At 45.6% G+C, this 21,098-nt stretch carries 16 protein-coding genes, 4 tRNA genes, 3 rRNA genes, 1 pseudogene and 1 riboswitch; of the genes and pseudogenes, 22 read left to right on the plus strand and 2 right to left on the minus strand.

Features of this window, described 5'->3' with window-relative positions; translation table 11 throughout:
- The first annotated feature begins 33 nt into the window (after positions 1-33).
- Positions 34-1,011 (plus strand): HD domain-containing protein, encoded by a 978-nt coding sequence (locus tag GYO_RS25610; RefSeq protein ID WP_014112860.1) that lies wholly within the window; start codon positions 34-36, stop codon positions 1,009-1,011.
- A 158-nt stretch (positions 1,012-1,169) separates the two neighbouring features.
- Positions 1,170-1,786 (plus strand): annotated as a pseudogene (locus GYO_RS25615) (YdhK family protein).
- Positions 1,787-1,801: 15 nt separating this feature from the next.
- Here the strand turns inward: GYO_RS25615 and pbuE are convergent.
- Complete coding sequence (gene pbuE / locus GYO_RS25620) at positions 1,802-2,968, minus strand: purine transporter PbuE (protein ID WP_014112862.1); 1,167 nt, start codon at positions 2,966-2,968, stop codon at positions 1,802-1,804.
- Positions 2,969-3,022: 54 nt separating this feature from the next.
- A riboswitch (purine riboswitch) is annotated at positions 3,023-3,122 on the minus strand.
- A 176-nt stretch (positions 3,123-3,298) separates the two neighbouring features.
- Here pbuE and GYO_RS25625 point away from each other — a divergent pair.
- The 8 genes from GYO_RS25625 (at position 3,299) to gmuG (ending at position 10,546) form a co-directional block, all read left to right on the plus strand.
- Complete coding sequence (locus GYO_RS25625) at positions 3,299-3,610, plus strand: PTS sugar transporter subunit IIB (protein ID WP_014112863.1); 312 nt, start codon at positions 3,299-3,301, stop codon at positions 3,608-3,610.
- Complete coding sequence (locus GYO_RS25630) at positions 3,610-3,942, plus strand: PTS sugar transporter subunit IIA (RefSeq protein ID WP_014112864.1); 333 nt, start codon at positions 3,610-3,612, stop codon at positions 3,940-3,942. Before GYO_RS25625 ends, GYO_RS25630 begins: the two co-directional genes overlap by 1 nt.
- Positions 3,943-3,962: 20 nt before the next feature.
- Positions 3,963-5,291: a PTS cellobiose transporter subunit IIC gene (gene celB / locus GYO_RS25635; RefSeq protein WP_014112865.1), complete on the plus strand. Its 1,329-nt coding sequence runs from the start codon at positions 3,963-3,965 to the stop codon at positions 5,289-5,291.
- A gap of 17 nt (positions 5,292-5,308) precedes the next feature.
- Complete coding sequence (gene gmuD / locus GYO_RS25640; RefSeq protein ID WP_014112866.1) at positions 5,309-6,706, plus strand: 6-phospho-beta-glucosidase GmuD; 1,398 nt, start codon at positions 5,309-5,311, stop codon at positions 6,704-6,706.
- Positions 6,707-6,853: 147 nt separating this feature from the next.
- The gene (gmuR, locus tag GYO_RS25645; protein ID WP_014112867.1) at positions 6,854-7,567 is read left to right on the plus strand and encodes a transcriptional regulator GmuR; all 714 of its coding nucleotides are present in this window, start codon (positions 6,854-6,856) and stop codon (positions 7,565-7,567) included.
- 28 nt (positions 7,568-7,595) lie between these two features.
- Positions 7,596-8,495, plus strand: coding sequence for an ROK family protein (locus GYO_RS25650; protein ID WP_014112868.1), 900 nt, complete (start codon positions 7,596-7,598; stop codon positions 8,493-8,495).
- A complete protein-coding gene (gene manA, locus GYO_RS25655; protein ID WP_014112869.1) occupies positions 8,492-9,439 on the plus strand; it encodes a mannose-6-phosphate isomerase, class I in 948 nt (315 codons plus the stop codon). Before GYO_RS25650 ends, manA begins: the two co-directional genes overlap by 4 nt.
- 18 nt (positions 9,440-9,457) lie before the next feature.
- A complete protein-coding gene (gmuG, locus tag GYO_RS25660; protein WP_014112870.1) occupies positions 9,458-10,546 on the plus strand; it encodes a mannan endo-1,4-beta-mannosidase in 1,089 nt (362 codons plus the stop codon).
- 50 nt (positions 10,547-10,596) lie between these two features.
- Here the strand turns inward: gmuG and GYO_RS25665 are convergent, their stop codons facing one another.
- Positions 10,597-11,451 (minus strand): manganese catalase family protein, encoded by an 855-nt coding sequence (locus tag GYO_RS25665; protein ID WP_014112871.1) that lies wholly within the window; start codon positions 11,449-11,451, stop codon positions 10,597-10,599.
- 335 nt (positions 11,452-11,786) lie between these two features.
- Here GYO_RS25665 and GYO_RS25670 point away from each other — a divergent pair.
- The 12 genes from GYO_RS25670 to tsaD all read left to right on the plus strand — a co-directional run bounded on the left by GYO_RS25670 (position 11,787) and on the right by tsaD (position 20,985).
- Positions 11,787-11,863, plus strand: a tRNA-Arg gene (locus GYO_RS25670).
- Between the two features lie 14 nt (positions 11,864-11,877).
- Positions 11,878-11,951: transfer RNA gene (locus GYO_RS25675), tRNA-Gly, on the plus strand.
- 162 nt (positions 11,952-12,113) lie between these two features.
- Positions 12,114-13,663, plus strand: a 16S ribosomal RNA gene (locus GYO_RS25680).
- A gap of 169 nt (positions 13,664-13,832) precedes the next feature.
- A 23S ribosomal RNA gene (locus tag GYO_RS25685) occupies positions 13,833-16,760 on the plus strand.
- A gap of 54 nt (positions 16,761-16,814) precedes the next feature.
- Positions 16,815-16,930, plus strand: a 5S ribosomal RNA gene (gene rrf / locus GYO_RS25690).
- Together the 16S, 23S and 5S rRNA genes with 4 tRNA genes alongside form the textbook arrangement of a ribosomal RNA operon.
- A 22-nt stretch (positions 16,931-16,952) precedes the next feature.
- Positions 16,953-17,029 (plus strand) — tRNA-Met (locus GYO_RS25695).
- A 61-nt stretch (positions 17,030-17,090) separates the two neighbouring features.
- Positions 17,091-17,167: transfer RNA gene (locus tag GYO_RS25700), tRNA-Asp, on the plus strand.
- 181 nt (positions 17,168-17,348) lie between these two features.
- On the plus strand, positions 17,349-18,326 hold the full coding sequence (thiL, locus tag GYO_RS25705; RefSeq protein ID WP_014112872.1) for a thiamine-phosphate kinase: 978 nt from the start codon (positions 17,349-17,351) through the stop codon (positions 18,324-18,326).
- A 14-nt stretch (positions 18,327-18,340) separates the two neighbouring features.
- Positions 18,341-18,817: a tRNA (adenosine(37)-N6)-threonylcarbamoyltransferase complex ATPase subunit type 1 TsaE gene (gene tsaE / locus GYO_RS25710; RefSeq protein ID WP_014112873.1), complete on the plus strand. Its 477-nt coding sequence runs from the start codon at positions 18,341-18,343 to the stop codon at positions 18,815-18,817.
- Positions 18,798-19,487, plus strand: a complete 690-nt coding sequence (gene tsaB, locus GYO_RS25715; RefSeq protein ID WP_014112874.1) for a tRNA (adenosine(37)-N6)-threonylcarbamoyltransferase complex dimerization subunit type 1 TsaB — start codon at positions 18,798-18,800, stop codon at positions 19,485-19,487. Before tsaE ends, tsaB begins: the two co-directional genes overlap by 20 nt.
- A 9-nt stretch (positions 19,488-19,496) precedes the next feature.
- Positions 19,497-19,952: a ribosomal protein S18-alanine N-acetyltransferase gene (rimI, locus tag GYO_RS25720; protein ID WP_014112875.1), complete on the plus strand. Its 456-nt coding sequence runs from the start codon at positions 19,497-19,499 to the stop codon at positions 19,950-19,952.
- Positions 19,945-20,985, plus strand: a complete 1,041-nt coding sequence (tsaD, locus tag GYO_RS25725; protein ID WP_014112876.1) for a tRNA (adenosine(37)-N6)-threonylcarbamoyltransferase complex transferase subunit TsaD — start codon at positions 19,945-19,947, stop codon at positions 20,983-20,985. Before rimI ends, tsaD begins: the two co-directional genes overlap by 8 nt.
- Positions 20,986-21,098 lie beyond the last annotated feature (113 nt).

Here is a 21,098-nt window from a genome sequence, read left to right on the forward strand (position 1 = left end):
TAACAATAACTAAAAAGATGTTGAGGTGACGGCATGGAAATCAACGATGTCATTTATGGGCAGCACCATATAGACAAGGTGCTGGAAGAGCTTATCAAGAGCGCGCCGGTACAAAGATTAAAAGGAATCTACCAAGGCGGAGCAAGCTTTTTAGTCAATCGAAAGTGGGATGTGACCCGGTATGAGCACTCTATCGGCGTGATGCTCCTCATCAAAAAGCTGGGAGGAACGATAGAAGAGCAGATAGCAGGCCTGCTTCACGACGTATCACACACGGCTTTTTCCCATGTAATCGATGTTGTCTTTGAAAATGAAGCGGAAGACTACCATGAAAATATCTTTCAACAAGTCATTGTTCACTCTGAGATTCCGGGAATTTTAGAAAAACACGGTTATGATGCTGAAGAACTTTTATCAGACGATACGAGATGGACATTGCTGGAACAGCCCGCACCAGAGCTCTGTGCCGATCGGACAGACTATACGCTGCGGGACATGTACCGATATGGGCACATTAGTCTGAGCGAAGCACAAACCTTTTTGGATCACCTCATTGTGAGAAACGGAAGGATGTTTCCGGATGGAATCGAAGCTGCCGAATGGTTTGTCCGGGTGTATTACATGGAGGTGATAGATTTCTTTTTGAATCCCGTGAATGTATATGGGTATGAATATTTAGCACAAACGTTGAAGGCTGCGTTACAGCATAATGTCATATCCGCAGAAGATCTGCTGAAAACGGATCAAGAGGTACTCGACATCTTGCACGCATCAAAAAATAAAGAAGTACTGAGCTTGCTTAAACATATTCATCCCCGCATCCAAGTAAAAGAAGATAACATTCAGTACGATTTCCATCAAAAGAAGAAAATGCGCCTCATCGATCCATCCATTTTTCATCATGACGAATGGGTCAAAGCATCAGCTGTATCCGAAAACGTCAGAAAAATGGGAGAGGCCGCTTATCAAAAAGCAAAAAAAGGTGTGTATATAAAAGTGTTACATCACTAATTGCCGCGTAACAGCGGCTTTTTTCATGTTTGACTATGCCAACCAAGGGGAATAGGACAAACTGTGGGAACGTTTTATGAGAATATCAGCGTATTTACATACCATTCGGGGGTATAGTATTATCGAAGAGCATGTTTGCTTGCAGATATGCGATTTTATTGTCTGCGGGCAAAAATCACAGTAAAAAATGAACCAAAGGAGAATGAACATGAAAATTACTAAAAAAGCACTGGGAATTCTGATGTTATCTCTTATTTTTGTTTTATCAGCTTGCGGCAATAACAATAGCACAAAAGAAAACACTCATGAAAATCATTCAGATTCGTCATCACATGAAGAAATGGAGCATTCCGGATCAGCTGACGTACCAGAGGGATTACAGGAATCTAAACATCCGAAATATAAAGTAGGAAGCCAAGTGGTCATCAATGCATCTCATATGAAAGGCATGAAAGGTGCCGAGGCTACAGTGACAGGAGCCTATGACACAACGGCGTATGTTGTCTCTTACACTCCGACAAACGGAGGGCAGCGCGTAGATCATCATAAATGGGTAATCCAAGAAGAAATCAAAGACGCGGGAGATAAAACATTAAACCCTGGAGATCAGGTGATTTTAGAGGCTTCTCATATGAAAGGCATGAAGGGAGCAACAGCCGAGATCGACTCCTCCGAAAAAACAACCGTATACATGGTTGACTATACATCGACAACGAGCGGTGGAAAAGTGAAAAACCACAAATGGGTGACCGAAGACGAGCTTTCAGCTAAATAATAAAAAATCCTCCTTTTACAAGGAGGATTTTTTAACTGTCTGAACAGGTCTTGTTAACGAAATTAAGGCAAACAGGACAGCGATAATGACAATCGATCCGCCGCACCATGCCGTTGAGACAACAGTACCCGTCTGATCCAAAACAACACCGCCAATGGCTGAGCCAAGGGCAATTCCGACTTGGAGGGCAGATGTATTAAAGCTTTGCTGAATGTCAGACGAATCTGGTGCAATTTCAATTAAATAGCTTTGTTGAGCCGGGGCGAGGCTCCAGCTCAGAAGACCCCAAATCACCATGACAGGCAAAAAGAAAATCATAGACGCTGTAGACAGCGGCAGTAAGAACATAATGATGGCAAAGGAACCGGTCACCAGCAAAATGCTCTTAAAGGAACCAAGCCGGTCAGAAAGCGCTCCTCCGAAAGGGCCTCCGCATACAGCAGATATCCCGAAAAGGAAATAACAAATGCTGACCCAGAAAGAGCTCAGGTGAAGAGTCTCTTCTAAAAACGGCGCAAAGTAAGCGTATAGCGTGTAGTGGCCAGCTAATGTAAACATCGTGACGAGGTGTGAACTCGCGATTTTCAGATTGCCAATCGTCTTGAGTTGTTCCCGGAAAGGAATCATTTTCTCCGCCGGTATTCGTTCAAAGAAGATTGAAATAATCAGCATGGAGACCAGTGCCAACAGGCCGATGCCAAGGAACAAAATGCGCCATCCGAAGGAGTTGCTGATTAAGATTCCGAGCGGCACGCCTAATGCGATAGCGGAGCTGAATCCCATAAAAATAATTCCGATTGCGCGGGCTCTGTATTCAGGCGCTACAATTTTCGGGGCAATCGTTAAAGAGAGCACAACAATCAGCCCTGTACTCATTGCTGCCAATACCCTAGATACCATCAGTGTTGCAAAATTAGGGCTGAAATAGGCGACAAGATTGCTTAGGAAGAAAACAAATAAGGCAATTAAATATAAACGCTTCCGCTCAATCTTCGCAGTCAATGCCAAAAGCAGCGGCCCTGACACTGCATATCCCAGCGCAAACACACTGATCAGCTGCCCGGCTGAGACAATGGAAATGTCTAAATCATTTGCGATCTGAGGAAGAATTCCTCCCACAATTAACTCAACCAATCCGACTGCAATCGTAGAAGCTGCAAGTAGGAAAACTTTAAAATTCATAACAAACTCCTTTACTTAAAAGTTTTGACAAATAAAAAAATCCTGATTACAAAAAATGTCATAAACAATTTTTGTAATCAGGATTTTACGGTTCCTGGTAGACACCCTCAAACCATATTATTGAGGTTATACAAGTGATAATAGCTATTTAATTGATTCGTTTCTGTTGATGAGTGTATCACATTATGAATGAATCTTCCATAGAAAAATTTACAAATCGATGAACCGGACAAGTAAATGATTATATTTATTTTTTAAAAGTATAGACATTTAAAAAATAATGACTATAATAAAAATTGTAAGCGTTTTAATCACAAGGGGGGATAGCAGTTGAAAAAAATATTACTGGCGTGCAGTTCAGGAATGTCTACCAGTTTATTGGTGACAAAAATGAAGGAATACGCACAATCCATCGGAGAGGAAGCGGAGATTTGGGCAGTCGGCCAAGATAAGGCGAAAGAAGATATGAGAAAAGCAGATGCCGTTTTGATCGGCCCGCAAATGAGCTTTCTGAAAAGCGAACTCCAAAAAGAGGCGGATCAATACAACATTCGGGTTGAAGTCATTGACATGATGGCCTACGGAATGGCAGATGGCAAAAAAGCGTATGAGCAAGCATTGTCCTTAATGGAGAATCAATAATGGAACAGATGAAAATCACGAATTTAACTGACGAACAAATCAGTTTTCAGCTTATCCTGCACAGCGGCAATGCCCGAAGCTCCATCATACAATCTCTGCGCACCTATAAGGAAGGGAACAAGGAGGAGGCGGATGCCCTCATTGCCAAGGCTGAGCAGGATTTATCCGCAGCCCATGACATTCACTTTCAAATGATACAGAAAGAATCCGGCGGGGAAGAGGCGGCTTTCTCCTTGCTGCTCATGCATGCGGAGGATCATCTGATGTCAACATTAACCATGAAAGAATTAGTGAAAGAACTGCTTGATCTCTTTAAAACAAAGAATCTATAAAAAAAATCGGGGTGGATAGGGTGTTCGAGAAAATCAGCCAATTCCTTGTTCCAATTGCAGGGAGGTTAAACAATAACCGCTATTTGCAAGTGCTGCGTGATGCATTCATGCTGGCTTTTCCGCTTACGATATTCGGTTCCATTTTTGTGGTGTTAACGAACCTGCCGTTCTTAAACAAAATCATGAATGCTTCAATGCTTACATCGTTTCAGTCTCATTTCGGCATTGCGTCCACAGCGACTATGGGCATTATGTCTGTCTTCGTCGTATTCGGGATAGGCTACTACCTGTCAAAAAGCTATCAGGTTGAAGCTGTATTTGGCGGCGCGATCGCTTTGGTATCCTTTTTGCTCTTAACGCCATTTATCGTTCAGCCGGAAACAGGAGATGCCATTACAGGGGTTATCCCGGTCGACCGTCTCGGTGCAAAAGGGATGTTTCTTGGCATGATTACGGCATTTCTTTCAGGTGAAATCTACAGAAGAATTGTTCAAAAAAACCTGACGATCAAAATGCCTGCCGGTGTTCCGCCTGCTGTAGCAAAATCATTTGCCGCACTTATTCCGGCTTTTATTACATTGACAGTGTTTTTGCTGATTAACGTTCTGGTGACACAGCTTTTTAAAACAAATATGCACGACGTTATTTATCATGCGATTCAGGCGCCGCTTGTCGGACTTGGAAGCGGTATCATCCCGACGCTGATTGCCGTGTTTTTCATTCAAATCCTTTGGTTTTTCGGACTGCACGGACAGATTATTATCAACTCCGTGATGGACCCGATTTGGAATACACTGCAAGTAGAAAACCTTTCTGCTTACACGGCGGGAAAAGAAATCCCTCATATTATTTCAAAACCGTTTATGGAGATTTATACAGTAGGGATGGGCGGAACCGGGATGACGCTTGCGATTGTGTTTACCATTCTCATATTCATGAAAAGCAGGCAGATGAAGCAAGTATCGAAACTCGGCCTCGCCCCCGGTATTTTTAACGTAAACGAACCGATTATCTTCGGGCTTCCGATTGTCATGAACCCGATCATTATTGTGCCTTGGGTGTTGGCGCCGATGGTTGTTACGCTCGTCACCTATCTGGCCATGTCAGCGGGGCTCGTTCCGCCTCCGACTGGTGTAACGGTGCCGTGGACGGTTCCATTATTCATTAATGGCATCATGGCGACGAACTCGATCATGGGGGGCGTGATGCAGCTTGTCAATCTGCTGATTGTCTTCGTGATATGGTTTCCGTTCCTGAAAGCAATGGATAAATTAAATCTGGCAAAAGAAAAGGAACAGGCTGTGCAGGAAACAGCTGCCCAGCAAAATGATAATAGTATCAAAATGTGACATAAGGGGAGAGAGACTTGGCACAAACAGAACAATATCGTTTTCCGAAAGATTTTTGGTGGGGCTCGTCCGCTTCAGCAACACAAACGGAGGGTGCCGCCGATAGAGACGGAAAAGGGCAGAATATATGGGATTATTGGTTTGAAAAAGAACCGCATCGTTTTTTTGATCATGTCGGGCCTGCAGCTACATCTCGATTTTACGACAACTATAAAGAAGATATCAGGCTGATGAAGGAGCTTGGCCACAACTCGTTCCGAATGTCGATTTCCTGGTCGCGTTTAATACCGGACGGAATAGGCGAGATCAATGTCAAAGCCGTGGATTTTTATAGTAGTGTCATTGATGAGTTGATCGTGAACGGAATAGAACCTTTTGTCAATTTGTTTCATTTTGATATGCCGATGGAACTTCAAAAAAACGGCGGCTGGGTAAACAGAGAAACGGTTGCCGCTTATGAAAACTATGCGAAAACAAGCTTTCGTTTATTTGGCGATCGGGTGAAAAAATGGTTTACGCATAATGAACCGATCGTCCCAGTAGAAGGCGGATACTTATATGATTTTCATTATCCAAACAAGGTTGATTTTAAAGAAGCCGTCCAGGTCGGATTTCACACAATGCTATCAAGTGCCCGAGCCATTCAGGCTTACAGGGAGATGAAGCAGGACGGAAAAATCGGCATCATCTTAAATTTGACCCCTTCATACCCAAGAAGCAGCCATCCGGCGGATGTAAGAGCAGGGGAAATAGCAGACGCGTTTTTTAACAGATCCTTTTTAGACCCTTCTGTCAAAGGGGAATTCCCAAAAGAGCTGGTTGAGATTTTAAAGAGCGAAGGCTTTTTGCCCTGCTATAAGAAAGAAGATCTTGAGGTCATCAAACACAATACGGTTGATCTGTTGGGTGTGAATTATTATCAGCCGAGACGTGTAAAGGCAAAAGAACATCTTCCGAATCCCGACGCTCCTTTTTTGCCCGACAGGTATTTTGATCCTTACGTCATGCCGGGCCGCAAAATGAATCCTCATCGCGGCTGGGAGATTTACGAAAAAGGCGTTTATGATATTTTGATCAATTTAAAAGAAAACTACGGGAACATCGAGTGCTTTATTTCTGAAAACGGGATGGGAGTTGAAGGCGAGGAACGCTTCAGGGATGAACAAGGCATTATTCAAGATGATTACCGGATTGAATTTATGAAAGAGCACCTCAAATGGATTCACCGTGCCATACAGGAAGGATCAAATGTAAAAGGCTATCACTTATGGACGTTCATGGACAACTGGTCTTGGACAAATGCCTATAAAAACCGATACGGGTTTGTGTCAGTCAACCTCGAGAAAGACGGGGAAAGGACCGTCAAAAAGAGCGGAAAATGGTTCAAAAAGGTTGCTGAGCAACACGGTTTCTAGATTTCCCAAAGATCCAGATCTTCCGGCAATCATCATGACGAATAGAGATCACGAACAGCCGCAACATTGATGAAATAGGGAAAAGAACTTATGATATCCGTAAAAGCTTATGTGATATCATACTCTAACAGCTGCCGGAGGATACCAATGAATAAATACGAAATCATTGCAAATGAAATGAGAGATAGAATCAAAAATAACGTATATCCGATTGATCAGCCCATTCCTGATGAAGTATCTCTTGCAAAAGAATTTAACTCAAGCCGCATGACGATGAAGAGGGCCTTGGATAATTTAGTTGCCGAGGGTCTGCTGTTTAGAAAACGGGGCCATGGCACGTTTATTATTCAATCAGCGATACAGGATGACCATGTCCATGTAGTCAGCAACGAGATTCTGGGATTGACTAACTTGTTGAAAGATAAGGAAATTAAAAGCAAGGTCATTCAGTTTGAAGTGCAATTTCCAACAGAGGAAGTGGCTGCCCATTTGTCCATCGATCAGAAGACACCCGTTTATTATCTCGTTCGGCTTCGGATTGTAGAGGGAGAGCCCTATGTCTTGGAAAAAACATATATGCCGACTCATTTAATACCGGGCATTAATGATGATGTTCTTCATGATTCGATCTACAACCACATCACAAACGAGCTGCAGCTCAAAATCGCCGGAACGCATCGGAAAATCAGAGCTTGCAAATCTGATCATATTGACCAGCAGCATTTGGGCTGCAAACAGGATGATCCAATTCTTGAAGTTGAACATGTGGGCTTCTTAGACAACGGCATTCCATTTGAGTATTCCTTTTCACGTCATCGGCATGACAAGTTTGTTGTTACTTCTGTAAACATACGGCGCTGATTGCGGAGACAACAAGGAGGCCATCTGCATGCTTGGCGGTATTGAAGCAGGCGGCACAAAGTTTGTTTGTGCTGTCGGTAAAGAAGATGGAACGATCATTGACCGGATAGAGTTCCCCACAACGATGCCGGATGAAACGATAGAGAAAGTGATTCGATATTTTCGCCAATTTTCTTTACAGGCTATCGGCATCGGCTCCTTTGGTCCCGTTAATAACGATAAAACCAGTAAAACATACGGAACCATTACGGCCACACCGAAAGCGGGCTGGAGACACTATCCCTTTTTGCAAACCGTTAAGAATGAAATGAAAATCCCAGTCGGTTTTAGTACGGATGTCAATGCTGCGGCGCTGGGTGAATTCCTTTTTGGTGAAGCGAGGGATCTCAACAGCTGCCTGTATATAACGATTGGCACTGGCATTGGTGCGGGCGCAATTGTAGAGGGCCGGCTCCTTCAGGGGCTGTCACACCCAGAGATGGGCCATATTTATATCCGGAGGCACCCGGATGATGTATACCAAGGAAAGTGCCCGTATCATAAGGATTGCTTTGAAGGTCTGGCTTCCGGTCCTGCCATAGAAGCGCGCTGGGGAAAAAAAGCTGCTGATTTATCAGAAATAACTCGAGTCTGGGAACTGGAAGGGTACTATATTGCCCAAGCGCTGGCTCAGTATATTTTGATCCTTGCACCTAAAAAAATTATTCTTGGCGGCGGCGTCATGAATCAGAAACAAGTGTTTCCTTATATTTATCAATATGTGCCGAAAATTATGAACAGCTACCTAGATTTTTCTGAATTATCAGATAGTATAAGAGATTATATTGTACCTCCACGTTTAGGCAGTAACGCCGGAATCATCGGCACGCTTGTTTTAGCGCATCAGGCTTTACAAGCAGAGCAAGCTTCCGGGGAGGTGCGGTCATGAAGCACCCTTTATTTTTGGAGCCTGTCTTTAAAAAGAGAATATGGGGAGGAACAAAGCTTCGGGATGCCTTCGGCTACGCGATACCCTCAGAAAAAACAGGTGAGTGCTGGGCCGTTTCTGCACATGCCCATGGCTCGTCGGCTGTTCAAAACGGCCCGCTGGCAGGAAAGACACTTGATCAAGTATGGCAGGATCATCCGGAGGTTTTCGGTTTTCCAGATGGAAAGGTGTTTCCGCTGCTGGTAAAGCTGCTGGATGCCAATATGGATCTCTCCGTGCAGGTACATCCTGATGATGATTATGCGATACTGCACGAAAACGGCGATCTCGGAAAAACGGAGTGCTGGTATATTATTGATTGCAAAAAAGACGCAGAACTGATTTTAGGCCATCACGCAAGCACAATGGAAGATTTTAAACGGCGAATGGAAAGTGGCGATTGGAACGGGCTGCTGAGGCGAATCAAAATCAACCCCGGAGATTTCTTTTATGTGCCAAGCGGTACGCTCCATGCCTTATGTGAGGGAACCCTTGTCCTTGAAATCCAGCAAAACTCTGATACAACGTATCGCGTATACGATTATGACCGCTGTAATGACCAGGGCCAAAAAAGAACTCTTCATATAGAAAAAGCCCTGGAAGTCATAACGATACCGCATATCGATAAAGTGCATACACCGAAAGTGAAAGAAGTTGGTAACGCGGTGATCACTGTTTATGTACAATCGGATTATTTCTCAGTTTACAAATGGAGGATTAGCGGCCGAGCTGTTTTTCCTTCTCATCAAACCTATTTGCTGGGGAGTGTTCTGAGCGGATCAGGACGAATCGTAAATAATGGTATTCAGTATGAGTACAATGCAGGCTCACACTTTATTTTGCCTGCGCAATTTGGCGAGTTTTCAATAGAAGGAACGTGTGAGTTGATGATATCTCATCCTTAATGAATGGGGGAATTGCATTTGTTTAAGAAACATACGATCTCTTTGCTCATTTTATTTTTACTTGCGTCTTGTATTACGGCAAAACCAATTGAAGCTCATACTGTGTCGCCTGTAAATCCTAATGCACAGCAGACAACAAAAGCAGTGATGAACTGGCTGGCTCATCTGCCGAATCGAACAGAAAACAAAGTCCTTTCCGGAGCGTTTGGAGGGTACAGTCATGACACATTCTCTATGGCTGAAGCTGATAGAATCCGAAGCACTGCCGGACAATCACCTGCTATTTACGGCTGTGATTATGCAAGAGGGTGGCTTGAAACTGCAAATATTGAAGATTCGATTGATGTAAGCTGCAACAGCGATTTACTTTCGTATTGGAAAAGCGGAGGAATCCCGCAAATCAGTTTGCACCTGGCGAATCCGGCTTTTCAGTCAGGGCATTTTAAAACACCGATCACAAACGATCAGTATAAAAACATATTAGATTCATCAACAGCGGAAGGGAAGCGGCTGAATGCTATGCTCAGCAAAATTGCTGACGGACTTCAAGAACTGGAGAACCAAGGTGTGCCTGTTCTGTTCAGGCCGCTGCATGAAATGAACGGTGAATGGTTTTGGTGGGGACTTACATCATATAATCAAAAGGATAATGAAAGAATCTCCCTATATAAACAGCTCTACAAGAAAATCTATCATTATATGACCGACACAAGAGGACTTGATCATTTGCTTTGGGTTTATTCTCCCGACGCCAATCGAGATTTTAAAACCGATTTTTACCCGGGGGCGTCTTACGTGGATATTGTCGGATTAGATGCATATTTTCAAGATGCCTATTCGATTAACGGATACGATCAGCTAATAGCGCTTAACAAACCATTTGCCTTTACAGAAGTCGGCCCGCAAAATGCAAACGGCAGCTTCGATTACAGCCTGTTGATCAATGCAATAAAACAAAAATATCCTAACACCATTTACTTTCTGGCATGGAATGATGAGTGGAGCCCAGCTGCAAACAAGGGTGCATCAGGTCTATATAACCACAGCTGGACACTCAATAAGGGAGAGATATGGAATGGTGATTCTTTAACGCCTATCGTTGAATGAATTCGAAGCAGAAGGTGCTCAAGAAATTTCTTGAGCACCTTCATACCTGATTAGGCATTCATATCGCCTAACCCAGGACTGTGTTCATTCGGCATTTCCGGAAGCACTGGTACAGGGAACCCTGCCGGAGGCTCTATTACTTGTAACTCTCCGCCATTTCTGCTCGGAGATGTTCCTTGAAAGATGTCGCCGATTCTTGTCTCATCCAATCTGAAATTAAACTGTGCATTGTGGTAGCCTAATTCAACATACTTTCTGCACTCAGGATATTTATTAATGTCGTAATTCGGCACGGGTAAGAGCTTCGCCCACTCAACACCCAATGTCTCGAGCGCTTTCGCAAACGCATTCTGGTGAGCATTGTCACGTACAATCAGAAAAGCAAGAGTCTCCCGAAACGTCTGGTTAGAACTCATTTCATAAATTCTTGTTTTTTGCAGCACGCCTGTTGACTCAAGAAGCAAGTTATCCAGCAGGTCTGTAATTAAGTTTCCATGGTTATACACCCATGACCCATTCCACGGATTGCCTCCTGCATCAACAGGAAGGGAACTTTGCGCCCCAATAATATAATGATGAGGATTAGCATGTTTAATCGCTTCATCAAGTGGTGCCTGATCTGCACCTTGACTGCCGACACCTGCACCGCCTGATTCATCTAATAAAGCATTAATTGTGTTTTGCACCAGTTCAACGTGGGCAATTTCCTCTAAAAAAATGCCACGGAGCAGATCGCGGTACTGTTTCTGTTTTCCTCTGAAATTAGAGCTTTGGAAAAAATACTGCATCATCGTACGCATTTCACCGTAATGTCCGCCTAATATTTCCTGCAGGACCTTAGCAGCTGCCGGGTCTGGCTTGTCCGGCTTAATGATATTTATCAGCACTTCTTTGTAGTAATACATAGCACACCTCATTTCTTTTCTAGTGATTGATTTCTTATATACTTTGTAAAAGGAGATAAAATATACGTATCACTAAGCTCGTAAAAGAATCTGAAAAAAATATAGATAAAGTGTTGACTGCAGAAATTGCACATGGTATATTATTAAACGTCGCTGATGAACAGCACGAAACAAAACGAAAACAAAAAAGTTTTCCTAAGGTGTTTACAAGTTTTTAAAAATGTGTATAATAAGAAAAGTCGAGTTAAAAAAAGATTCGATCTTCGAAAAAACATTTTAAAAAACCTCTTGACTTCAACATCAAATGATAGTATGATAGTTAAGTCGCTTAATAAGCGCCCGTAGCTCAATTGGATAGAGCGTTTGACTACGGATCAAAAGGTTAGGGGTTCGACTCCTCTCGGGCGCGCCAATATAAAGTACCACGCGGGTGTAGTTTAGTGGTAAAACCTCAGCCTTCCAAGCTGATGTCGTGAGTTCGATTCTCATCACCCGCTCCATTATTGAATGATCTTTGAAAACTAAACAAGACAAAACGTACCTGTTAATTCATTTTTTATAAAATCGCACAGCGATGTGCGTAGTCAGTCAAACTAAGGCCTGCACGACGCAGGTCACACAGGTGTCACCGCAGGATGCGGTGGACTTAACCTGTGATCCATTTATCGGAGAGTTTGATCCTGGCTCAGGACGAACGCTGGCGGCGTGCCTAATACATGCAAGTCGAGCGGACAGATGGGAGCTTGCTCCCTGATGTTAGCGGCGGACGGGTGAGTAACACGTGGGTAACCTGCCTGTAAGACTGGGATAACTCCGGGAAACCGGGGCTAATACCGGATGCTTGTTTGAACCGCATGGTTCAAACATAAAAGGTGGCTTCGGCTACCACTTACAGATGGACCCGCGGCGCATTAGCTAGTTGGTGAGGTAATGGCTCACCAAGGCAACGATGCGTAGCCGACCTGAGAGGGTGATCGGCCACACTGGGACTGAGACACGGCCCAGACTCCTACGGGAGGCAGCAGTAGGGAATCTTCCGCAATGGACGAAAGTCTGACGGAGCAACGCCGCGTGAGTGATGAAGGTTTTCGGATCGTAAAGCTCTGTTGTTAGGGAAGAACAAGTACCGTTCGAATAGGGCGGTACCTTGACGGTACCTAACCAGAAAGCCACGGCTAACTACGTGCCAGCAGCCGCGGTAATACGTAGGTGGCAAGCGTTGTCCGGAATTATTGGGCGTAAAGGGCTCGCAGGCGGTTTCTTAAGTCTGATGTGAAAGCCCCCGGCTCAACCGGGGAGGGTCATTGGAAACTGGGGAACTTGAGTGCAGAAGAGGAGAGTGGAATTCCACGTGTAGCGGTGAAATGCGTAGAGATGTGGAGGAACACCAGTGGCGAAGGCGACTCTCTGGTCTGTAACTGACGCTGAGGAGCGAAAGCGTGGGGAGCGAACAGGATTAGATACCCTGGTAGTCCACGCCGTAAACGATGAGTGCTAAGTGTTAGGGGGTTTCCGCCCCTTAGTGCTGCAGCTAACGCATTAAGCACTCCGCCTGGGGAGTACGGTCGCAAGACTGAAACTCAAAGGAATTGACGGGGGCCCGCACAAGCGGTGGAGCATGTGGTTTAATTCGAAGCAACGCGAAGAACCTTACCAGGTCTTGACATCCTCTGACAATCCTAGAGATAGGACGTCCCCTTCGGGGGCAGAGTGACAGGTGGTGCATGGTTGTCGTCAGCTCGTGTCGTGAGATGTTGGGTTAAGTCCCGCAACGAGCGCAACCCTTGATCTTAGTTGCCAGCATTCAGTTGGGCACTCTAAGGTGACTGCCGGTGACAAACCGGAGGAAGGTGGGGATGACGTCAAATCATCATGCCCCTTATGACCTGGGCTACACACGTGCTACAATGGACAGAACAAAGGGCAGCGAAACCGCGAGGTTAAGCCAATCCCACAAATCTGTTCTCAGTTCGGATCGCAGTCTGCAACTCGACTGCGTGAAGCTGGAATCGCTAGTAATCGCGGATCAGCATGCCGCGGTGAATACGTTCCCGGGCCTTGTACACACCGCCCGTCACACCACGAGAGTTTGTAACACCCGAAGTCGGTGAGGTAACCTTTTAGGAGCCAGCCGCCGAAGGTGGGACAGATGATTGGGGTGAAGTCGTAACAAGGTAGCCGTATCGGAAGGTGCGGCTGGATCACCTCCTTTCTAAGGATATTTATGGAATATAAGACCTTGGGTCTTATAAACAGAACGTTCCCTGTCTTGTTTAGTTTTGAAGGATCATTCCTTCGAAACGTGTTCTTTGAAAACTAGATAACAGTAGACATCACATTCAATTAGTAAGACAAGATATCACATAGTGATTCTTTTTAACGGTTAAGTTAGAAAGGGCGCACGGTGGATGCCTTGGCACTAGGAGCCGATGAAGGACGGGACGAACACCGATATGCTTCGGGGAGCTGTAAGCAAGCTTTGATCCGGAGATTTCCGAATGGGGAAACCCACCACTCGTAATGGAGTGGTATCCATATCTGAATTCATAGGATATGAGAAGGCAGACCCGGGGAACTGAAACATCTAAGTACCCGGAGGAAGAGAAAGCAAATGCGATTCCCTGAGTAGCGGCGAGCGAAACGGGATTAGCCCAAACCAAGAGGCTTGCCTCTTGGGGTTGTAGGACACTCTGTACGGAGTTACAAAAGAACGAGGTAGATGAAGAGGTCTGGAAAGGCCCGCCATAGAAGGTAACAGCCCTGTAGTCAAAACTTCGTTCTCTCCTGAGTGGATCCTGAGTACGGCGGAACACGTGAAATTCCGTCGGAATCCGGGAGGACCATCTCCCAAGGCTAAATACTCCCTAGTGACCGATAGTGAACCAGTACCGTGAGGGAAAGGTGAAAAGCACCCCGGAAGGGGAGTGAAAGAGATCCTGAAACCGTGTGCCTACAAGTAGTCAGAGCCCGTTAACGGGTGATGGCGTGCCTTTTGTAGAATGAACCGGCGAGTTACGATCCCGTGCAAGGTTAAGCAGAAGATGCGGAGCCGCAGCGAAAGCGAGTCTGAATAGGGCGCATGAGTACGTGGTCGTAGACCCGAAACCAGGTGATCTACCCATGTCCAGGGTGAAGTTCAGGTAACACTGAATGGAGGCCCGAACCCACGCACGTTGAAAAGTGCGGGGATGAGGTGTGGGTAGGGGTGAAATGCCAATCGAACCTGGAGATAGCTGGTTCTCTCCGAAATAGCTTTAGGGCTAGCCTCAAGGTAAGAGTCTTGGAGGTAGAGCACTGATTGGACTAGGGGCCCCTACCGGGTTACCGAATTCAGTCAAACTCCGAATGCCAATGACTTATCCTTGGGAGTCAGACTGCGAGTGATAAGATCCGTAGTCGAAAGGGAAACAGCCCAGACCGCCAGCTAAGGTCCCAAAGTATACGTTAAGTGGAAAAGGATGTGGAGTTGCTTAGACAACCAGGATGTTGGCTTAGAAGCAGCCACCATTTAAAGAGTGCGTAATAGCTCACTGGTCGAGTGACTCTGCGCCGAAAATGTACCGGGGCTAAACGTATCACCGAAGCTGCGGACTGTTCTTCGAACAGTGGTAGGAGAGCGTTCTAAGGGCTGTGAAGCCAGACCGGAAGGACTGGTGGAGCGCTTAGAAGTGAGAATGCCGGTATGAGTAGCGAAAGAGGGGTGAGAATCCCCTCCACCGAATGCCTAAGGTTTCCTGAGGAAGGCTCGTCCGCTCAGGGTTAGTCGGGACCTAAGCCGAGGCCGAAAGGCGTAGGCGATGGACAACAGGTTGATATTCCTGTACCACCTCCTCACCATTTGAGCAATGGGGGGACGCAGGAGGATAGGGTAAGCGCGGTATTGGATATCCGCGTCCAAGCAGTTAGGCTGGGAAATAGGCAAATCCGTTTCCCATAAGGCTGAGCTGTGATGGCGAGCGAAATTTAGTAGCGAAGTTCCTGATTCCACACTGCCAAGAAAAGCCTCTAGCGAGGTGAGAGGTGCCCGTACCGCAAACCGACACAGGTAGGCGAGGAGAGAATCCTAAGGTGATCGAGAGAACTCTCGTTAAGGAACTCGGCAAAATGACCCCGTAACTTCGGGAGAAGGGGTGCTCTGTTAGGGTGCAAGCCCGAGAGAGCCGCAGTGAATAGGCCCAGGCGACTGTTTAGCAAAAACACAGGTCTCTGCGAAGCCGTAAGGCGAAGTATAGGGGCTGACGCCTGCCCGGTGCTGGAAGGTTAAGAGGAGCGCTTAGCGTAAGCGAAGGTGCGAATTGAAGCCCCAGTAAACGGCGGCCGTAACTATAACGGTCCTAAGGTAGCGAAATTCCTTGTCGGGTAAGTTCCGACCCGCACGAAAGGCGCAACGATCTGGGCACTGTCTCAACGAGAGACTCGGTGAAATTATAGTACCTGTGAAGATGCAGGTTACCCGCGACAGGACGGAAAGACCCCGTGGAGCTTTACTGCAGCCTGATATTGAATGTTGGTACAGCTTGTACAGGATAGGTAGGAGCCTTGGAAACCGGAGCGCTAGCTTCGGTGGAGGCATCGGTGGGATACTACCCTGGCTGTATTGACCTTCTAACCCGCCGCCCTTATCGGGCGGGGAGACAGTGTCAGGTGGGCAGTTTGACTGGGGCGGTCGCCTCCTAAAAGGTAACGGAGGCGCCCAAAGGTTCCCTCAGAATGGTTGGAAATCATTCGCAGAGTGTAAAGGCACAAGGGAGCTTGACTGCGAGACCTACAAGTCGAGCAGGGACGAAAGTCGGGCTTAGTGATCCGGTGGTTCCGCATGGAAGGGCCATCGCTCAACGGATAAAAGCTACCCCGGGGATAACAGGCTTATCTCCCCCAAGAGTCCACATCGACGGGGAGGTTTGGCACCTCGATGTCGGCTCATCGCATCCTGGGGCTGTAGTCGGTCCCAAGGGTTGGGCTGTTCGCCCATTAAAGCGGTACGCGAGCTGGGTTCAGAACGTCGTGAGACAGTTCGGTCCCTATCCGTCGCGGGCGCAGGAAATTTGAGAGGAGCTGTCCTTAGTACGAGAGGACCGGGATGGACGCACCGCTGGTGTACCAGTTGTTCTGCCAAGGGCATCGCTGGGTAGCTATGTGCGGACGGGATAAGTGCTGAAAGCATCTAAGCATGAAGCCCCCCTCAAGATGAGATTTCCCATTCCGCAAGGAAGTAAGATCCCTGAAAGATGATCAGGTTGATAGGTCTGAGGTGGAAGTGTGGCGACACATGGAGCTGACAGATACTAATCGATCGAGGACTTAACCACATTTTGAATGATGTCACACCTGTTATCTAGTTTTGAGAGAACACTCTCAATTTGTTTGGTGGCGATAGCGAAGAGGTCACACCCGTTCCCATACCGAACACGGAAGTTAAGCTCTTCAGCGCCGATGGTAGTCGGGGGTTTCCCCCTGTGAGAGTAGGACGCCGCCAAGCTTTTATCTTAAATTATTATCATCGCGGGGTGGAGCAGTTCGGTAGCTCGTCGGGCTCATAACCCGAAGGTCGCAGGTTCAAATCCTGCCCCCGCAACCAAATATATAAATGATATAAGAAGTGCCCGAAGGGTGCAGCCAAAATCATTTTATACAAATATGGTCCGGTAGTTCAGTTGGTTAGAATGCCTGCCTGTCACGCAGGAGGTCGCGGGTTCGAGTCCCGTCCGGACCGCCATTATTGTAAACGAAACGATCATGTTTTCGTTTTTTTTTGTGTTTTCTTTTATTGTATCTTTCTGCTTGGTGTGATAACCAAGCTTTCTTTATATCGGCAATATCTTGGATATTCCAGCAAAATTCGATACACTAGGAAGAGTACATATAGGCATAAGCAGGTTGAAAGGAGGTTTTGGTTCATGGATGAATTTGATTTGATACATAGCATTACTCCGCGGACCATTCACCATTCTTCCGTTGATGTAGGAATAGGTGATGATGCAGCACTCTACACTGCGAAACACGGCGTTCAGGAAATTGTTTGTATGGATACTATGGTAGAAGATGTGCACTTTAAATTACACTATTCCTCACCTGAAGATATCGGGTATAAGGCGTTAGCCGTTAATATAAGTGATATTGCCGCGATGGGAGGCATTCCTAAATTTTATTTGGTATCACTTGCGGTACCTGCAAAATGGACGGAATCTGAAATCAAGGCAATGTATGAAGGAATGAATGAACTGGCGAAACTATATCATATGGATCTGATTGGCGGCGATACAGTCTCTACCTCTGATAAATTAGTCGTAACTGTCACTGTGATCGGTGAAGTAGAAAAGGGACGAGCTTGTTTGCGCAGCTTGGCAAGACCGAATGATATTGTGTTTGTAACTGGGGAAATTGGTTCATCTGCAGCAGGACTTTCTTTATTATTAGAGGAGAATAATCCTCAAAATTTATTTTTGGATACGGATTACTTTATCAACAGGCATAAACGGCCTCAGCCAAGAGTAAGCGTCGGGAGATTATGCTCGAGTATTAAGCGGGCAGCTTTAAATGATATCAGTGACGGATTAGCTAGTGAACTGAATGAGATTGCAGAAGCCAGCTGTGTTTCAATTGAAATTGATGAAAGCATCCTCCCGATCCATTCTGACTTGCCTAAGCTTCATTCTAACTGGAAAGAATGGGCTTTGTTTGGCGGAGAGGATTTTGAGCTGACTGGGACGGTTTCAAAGGAGGAATGGGAAGTGTTGAAGCAGGAGTGCAAAATTCGTCAACTGCCCATTACAAAGATTGGCCATGTCAGGGAAAAAACAGAATCCAACGTGATCCTAAAAACAGAAAAAACAACAATGGCCTTAGAGAAAAAAGGATATAATCATTTTAAATAAGACGGGTGACTCGTGTGAAGCAATTAAAGTGGAGAACTGTAAATCCTGAAGAAACAAAAGCGATAGCAAAACTTACGGCATCGTTTGCTAAGCCGGGAGACGTCCTGACATTAGAGGGCGATTTAGGTGCCGGAAAAACGACTTTCACGAAAGGTTTTGCGGAAGGACTTGGCATTACACGTGTTGTAAACAGTCCGACTTTTACAATTATAAAAGAATATAATGATGGCTCACTTCCTCTTTATCATATGGATGTGTATAGAATGGAAGACGAAAGCGAAGATTTGGGACTTGATGAATATTTTCACGGACAAGGTGTCTGTCTCGTTGAATGGGCCCATTTAATTGAAGAACAGCTTCCGCAGGAGCGACTGCAAATTGTCATCAAAAGAGTTGGTGATGATGAGCGGGAAATTACCTTTACTGCTGTCGGGAATCGGTATGAAATGCTTTGTGAGGAGATAAGTAGACATGACAATATTAGCAATTGATACATCAAATTATACGTTAGGCATTGCACTGCTTCGAGAAGATACCGTCATAGCAGAATACATTACATATTTAAAAAAGAACCATTCTGTAAGAGCGATGCCTGCTGTTCATTCATTGCTGAACGAATGTGATATGACACCGCAGGATCTATCTAAAATTGTTGTTGCCAAAGGCCCTGGTTCATACACAGGAGTAAGAATAGGTGTGACGCTCGCCAAAACACTTGCCTGGTCTTTACATATTCCGATTTCTGCTGTATCAAGCCTTGAGGCGCTTGCGGCAAATGGCCGGCATTTTGACGGTCTGATCAGTCCTATCTTTGATGCAAGACGGGGACAGGTGTATACAGGTCTGTATGAATACAAAAACGGGCTTTTGGAACAAGTGGTTCCTGATCAAAATGTGATGCTGGCCGAATGGCTGGAGATGCTAAAAGAAAAGGATCGCCCTGTTTTGTTTTTAGGTCATGATACTTCTATTCACAAGCAGATGATAGAGGATGTGCTTGGGACAAAAGGGATTGTTGGAGCTGCTGCTCAGCATAACCCGCGTCCTTCAGAATTGGCTTTTTTAGGGGCGGAAAAAGAAGAAGCTGATGTTCACGGGCTTGTCCCGGATTACTTGCGGCTGGCAGAAGCTGAAGCGAAATGGATTGAAAGTCAAAAGTAGGGTGATAGGATGAAAACAAAAGCAGCTGTCAGAAACATGCGGCTTGATGATATTGATCACGTATACGAAATCGAAACATCCTCTTTTACGTCTCCTTGGACGAAGGATTCGTTTTATCATGAGCTGATGGAAAATCCGTATGCTCATTATCTTGTGATTGAAAAGGACGGCCATGTTGCTGGGTATTGCGGGATTTGGATCGTGATGGACGACGCCCAAATTACAAATATAGCTATAAAACCCGAGTATCGCGGCCAGTCTTTAGGAGAAACGCTTTTTCGCTCAGCGATTGAACTGTGCAAAGAAAAAGACGCAAGACGGCTTTCGCTTGAAGTGAGGGTTTCTAATCATCCTGCTCAAGGCTTATATAAGAAGTTCGGGATGCAGCCCGGCGGAATAAGAAAGAACTATTATACTGATAACGGGGAAGATGCGTTAATTATGTGGGTGACGATAAATGAGTGAGCAAAAAGAGATTTACGTATTAGGAATTGAAACAAGCTGTGATGAAACAGCGGCAGCTATCGTAAAAAACGGGAAAGAAATCATATCAAACGTAGTAGCCTCTCAAATTGAAAGCCATAAGCGCTTTGGAGGCGTTGTTCCGGAAATTGCTTCCAGACATCATGTTGAGCAAATCACTTTGGTCATAGAAGAGGCTTTTCGTAAAGCTGGCATGACGTATAGTGATATTGATGCGATTGCAGTCACTGAAGGTCCGGGACTGGTGGGAGCGCTTCTTATCGGAGTGAACGCTGCTAAAGCATTGAGCTTTGCGCATAACATTCCGTTAGTTGGCGTCCATCATATAGCCGGTCATATATACGCGAACCGTCTTGTAGAAGAGATTGTGTTCCCGGCACTGGCGTTGGTCGTTTCAGGAGGCCATACGGAATTGGTTTATATGAAGGAGCACGGATCATTTGAAGTCATTGGAGAAACTCTCGATGATGCAGCAGGAGAAGCCTACGATAAAGTGGCGCGAACGATGGGACTGCCGTATCCGGGTGGACCGCAAATTGACAAGCTTGCTGAAAAAGGGAATGACAATATTCCGCTTCCTCGCGCATGGCTCGAAGAAGGCTCTTACAATTTCAGTTTCAGCGGGTTGAAGTCTGCGGTGATCAATACGCTTCATAATGCGTCTCAAAAAGGACAGGAGATTGCTCCGGAAGATTTGTCTGCCAGTTTCCAAAATAGTGTAATAGATGTCTTGGTAACAAAAACGGCGCGTGCGGCAAAGGAATATGGTGTCAAACAAGTCCTTTTAGCTGGAGGAGTAGCTGCAAATAGAGGCCTCAGAGCTGCATTAGAAAAGGAATTTGCCCAGCATGAGGGGATTACGCTTGTCATTCCTCCGTTAGCATTATGTACAGATAATGCTGCGATGATCGCTGCAGCTGGTACAATTGCTTTTGAGAAGGGAATTCGCGGTGCATATGATATGAATGGCCAGCCTGGCCTTGAATTGACTTCTTATCAAAGTCTCACGACCTAACGGAGTGAGGCTTTTTATCTGTTATTAACAGATAATTCTCAATTTATCCACATATCTGTTAGTAATTATGAAGATATCGATGGATAAAGGGCTGAAGACACTGTTAATAAAGT

Origin of the sequence: Bacillus spizizenii TU-B-10 (assembly GCF_000227465.1) — a bacterium.
Classification (GTDB): Bacteria; Bacillota; Bacilli; order Bacillales; family Bacillaceae; genus Bacillus; species Bacillus spizizenii.

Coding starts and splice junctions, on each gene's coding strand:
- thiL (WP_014112872.1), top strand. CDS start 17,349: ATGGATGAATTTGATTTGATACATAGCATTACTCCGCGGACCATTCAC.
- GYO_RS25665 (WP_014112871.1), bottom strand. CDS start 11,451: ATGTATTACTACAAAGAAGTGCTGATAAATATCATTAAGCCGGACAAG.
- GYO_RS25650 (WP_014112868.1), top strand. CDS start 7,596: ATGCTTGGCGGTATTGAAGCAGGCGGCACAAAGTTTGTTTGTGCTGTC.
- tsaD (WP_014112876.1), top strand. CDS start 19,945: ATGAGTGAGCAAAAAGAGATTTACGTATTAGGAATTGAAACAAGCTGT.
- manA (WP_014112869.1), top strand. CDS start 8,492: ATGAAGCACCCTTTATTTTTGGAGCCTGTCTTTAAAAAGAGAATATGG.
- gmuR (WP_014112867.1), top strand. CDS start 6,854: ATGAATAAATACGAAATCATTGCAAATGAAATGAGAGATAGAATCAAA.
- pbuE (WP_014112862.1), bottom strand. CDS start 2,968: ATGAATTTTAAAGTTTTCCTACTTGCAGCTTCTACGATTGCAGTCGGA.
- GYO_RS25610 (WP_014112860.1), top strand. CDS start 34: ATGGAAATCAACGATGTCATTTATGGGCAGCACCATATAGACAAGGTG.
- GYO_RS25630 (WP_014112864.1), top strand. CDS start 3,610: ATGGAACAGATGAAAATCACGAATTTAACTGACGAACAAATCAGTTTT.
- tsaB (WP_014112874.1), top strand. CDS start 18,798: ATGACAATATTAGCAATTGATACATCAAATTATACGTTAGGCATTGCA.
- rimI (WP_014112875.1), top strand. CDS start 19,497: ATGAAAACAAAAGCAGCTGTCAGAAACATGCGGCTTGATGATATTGAT.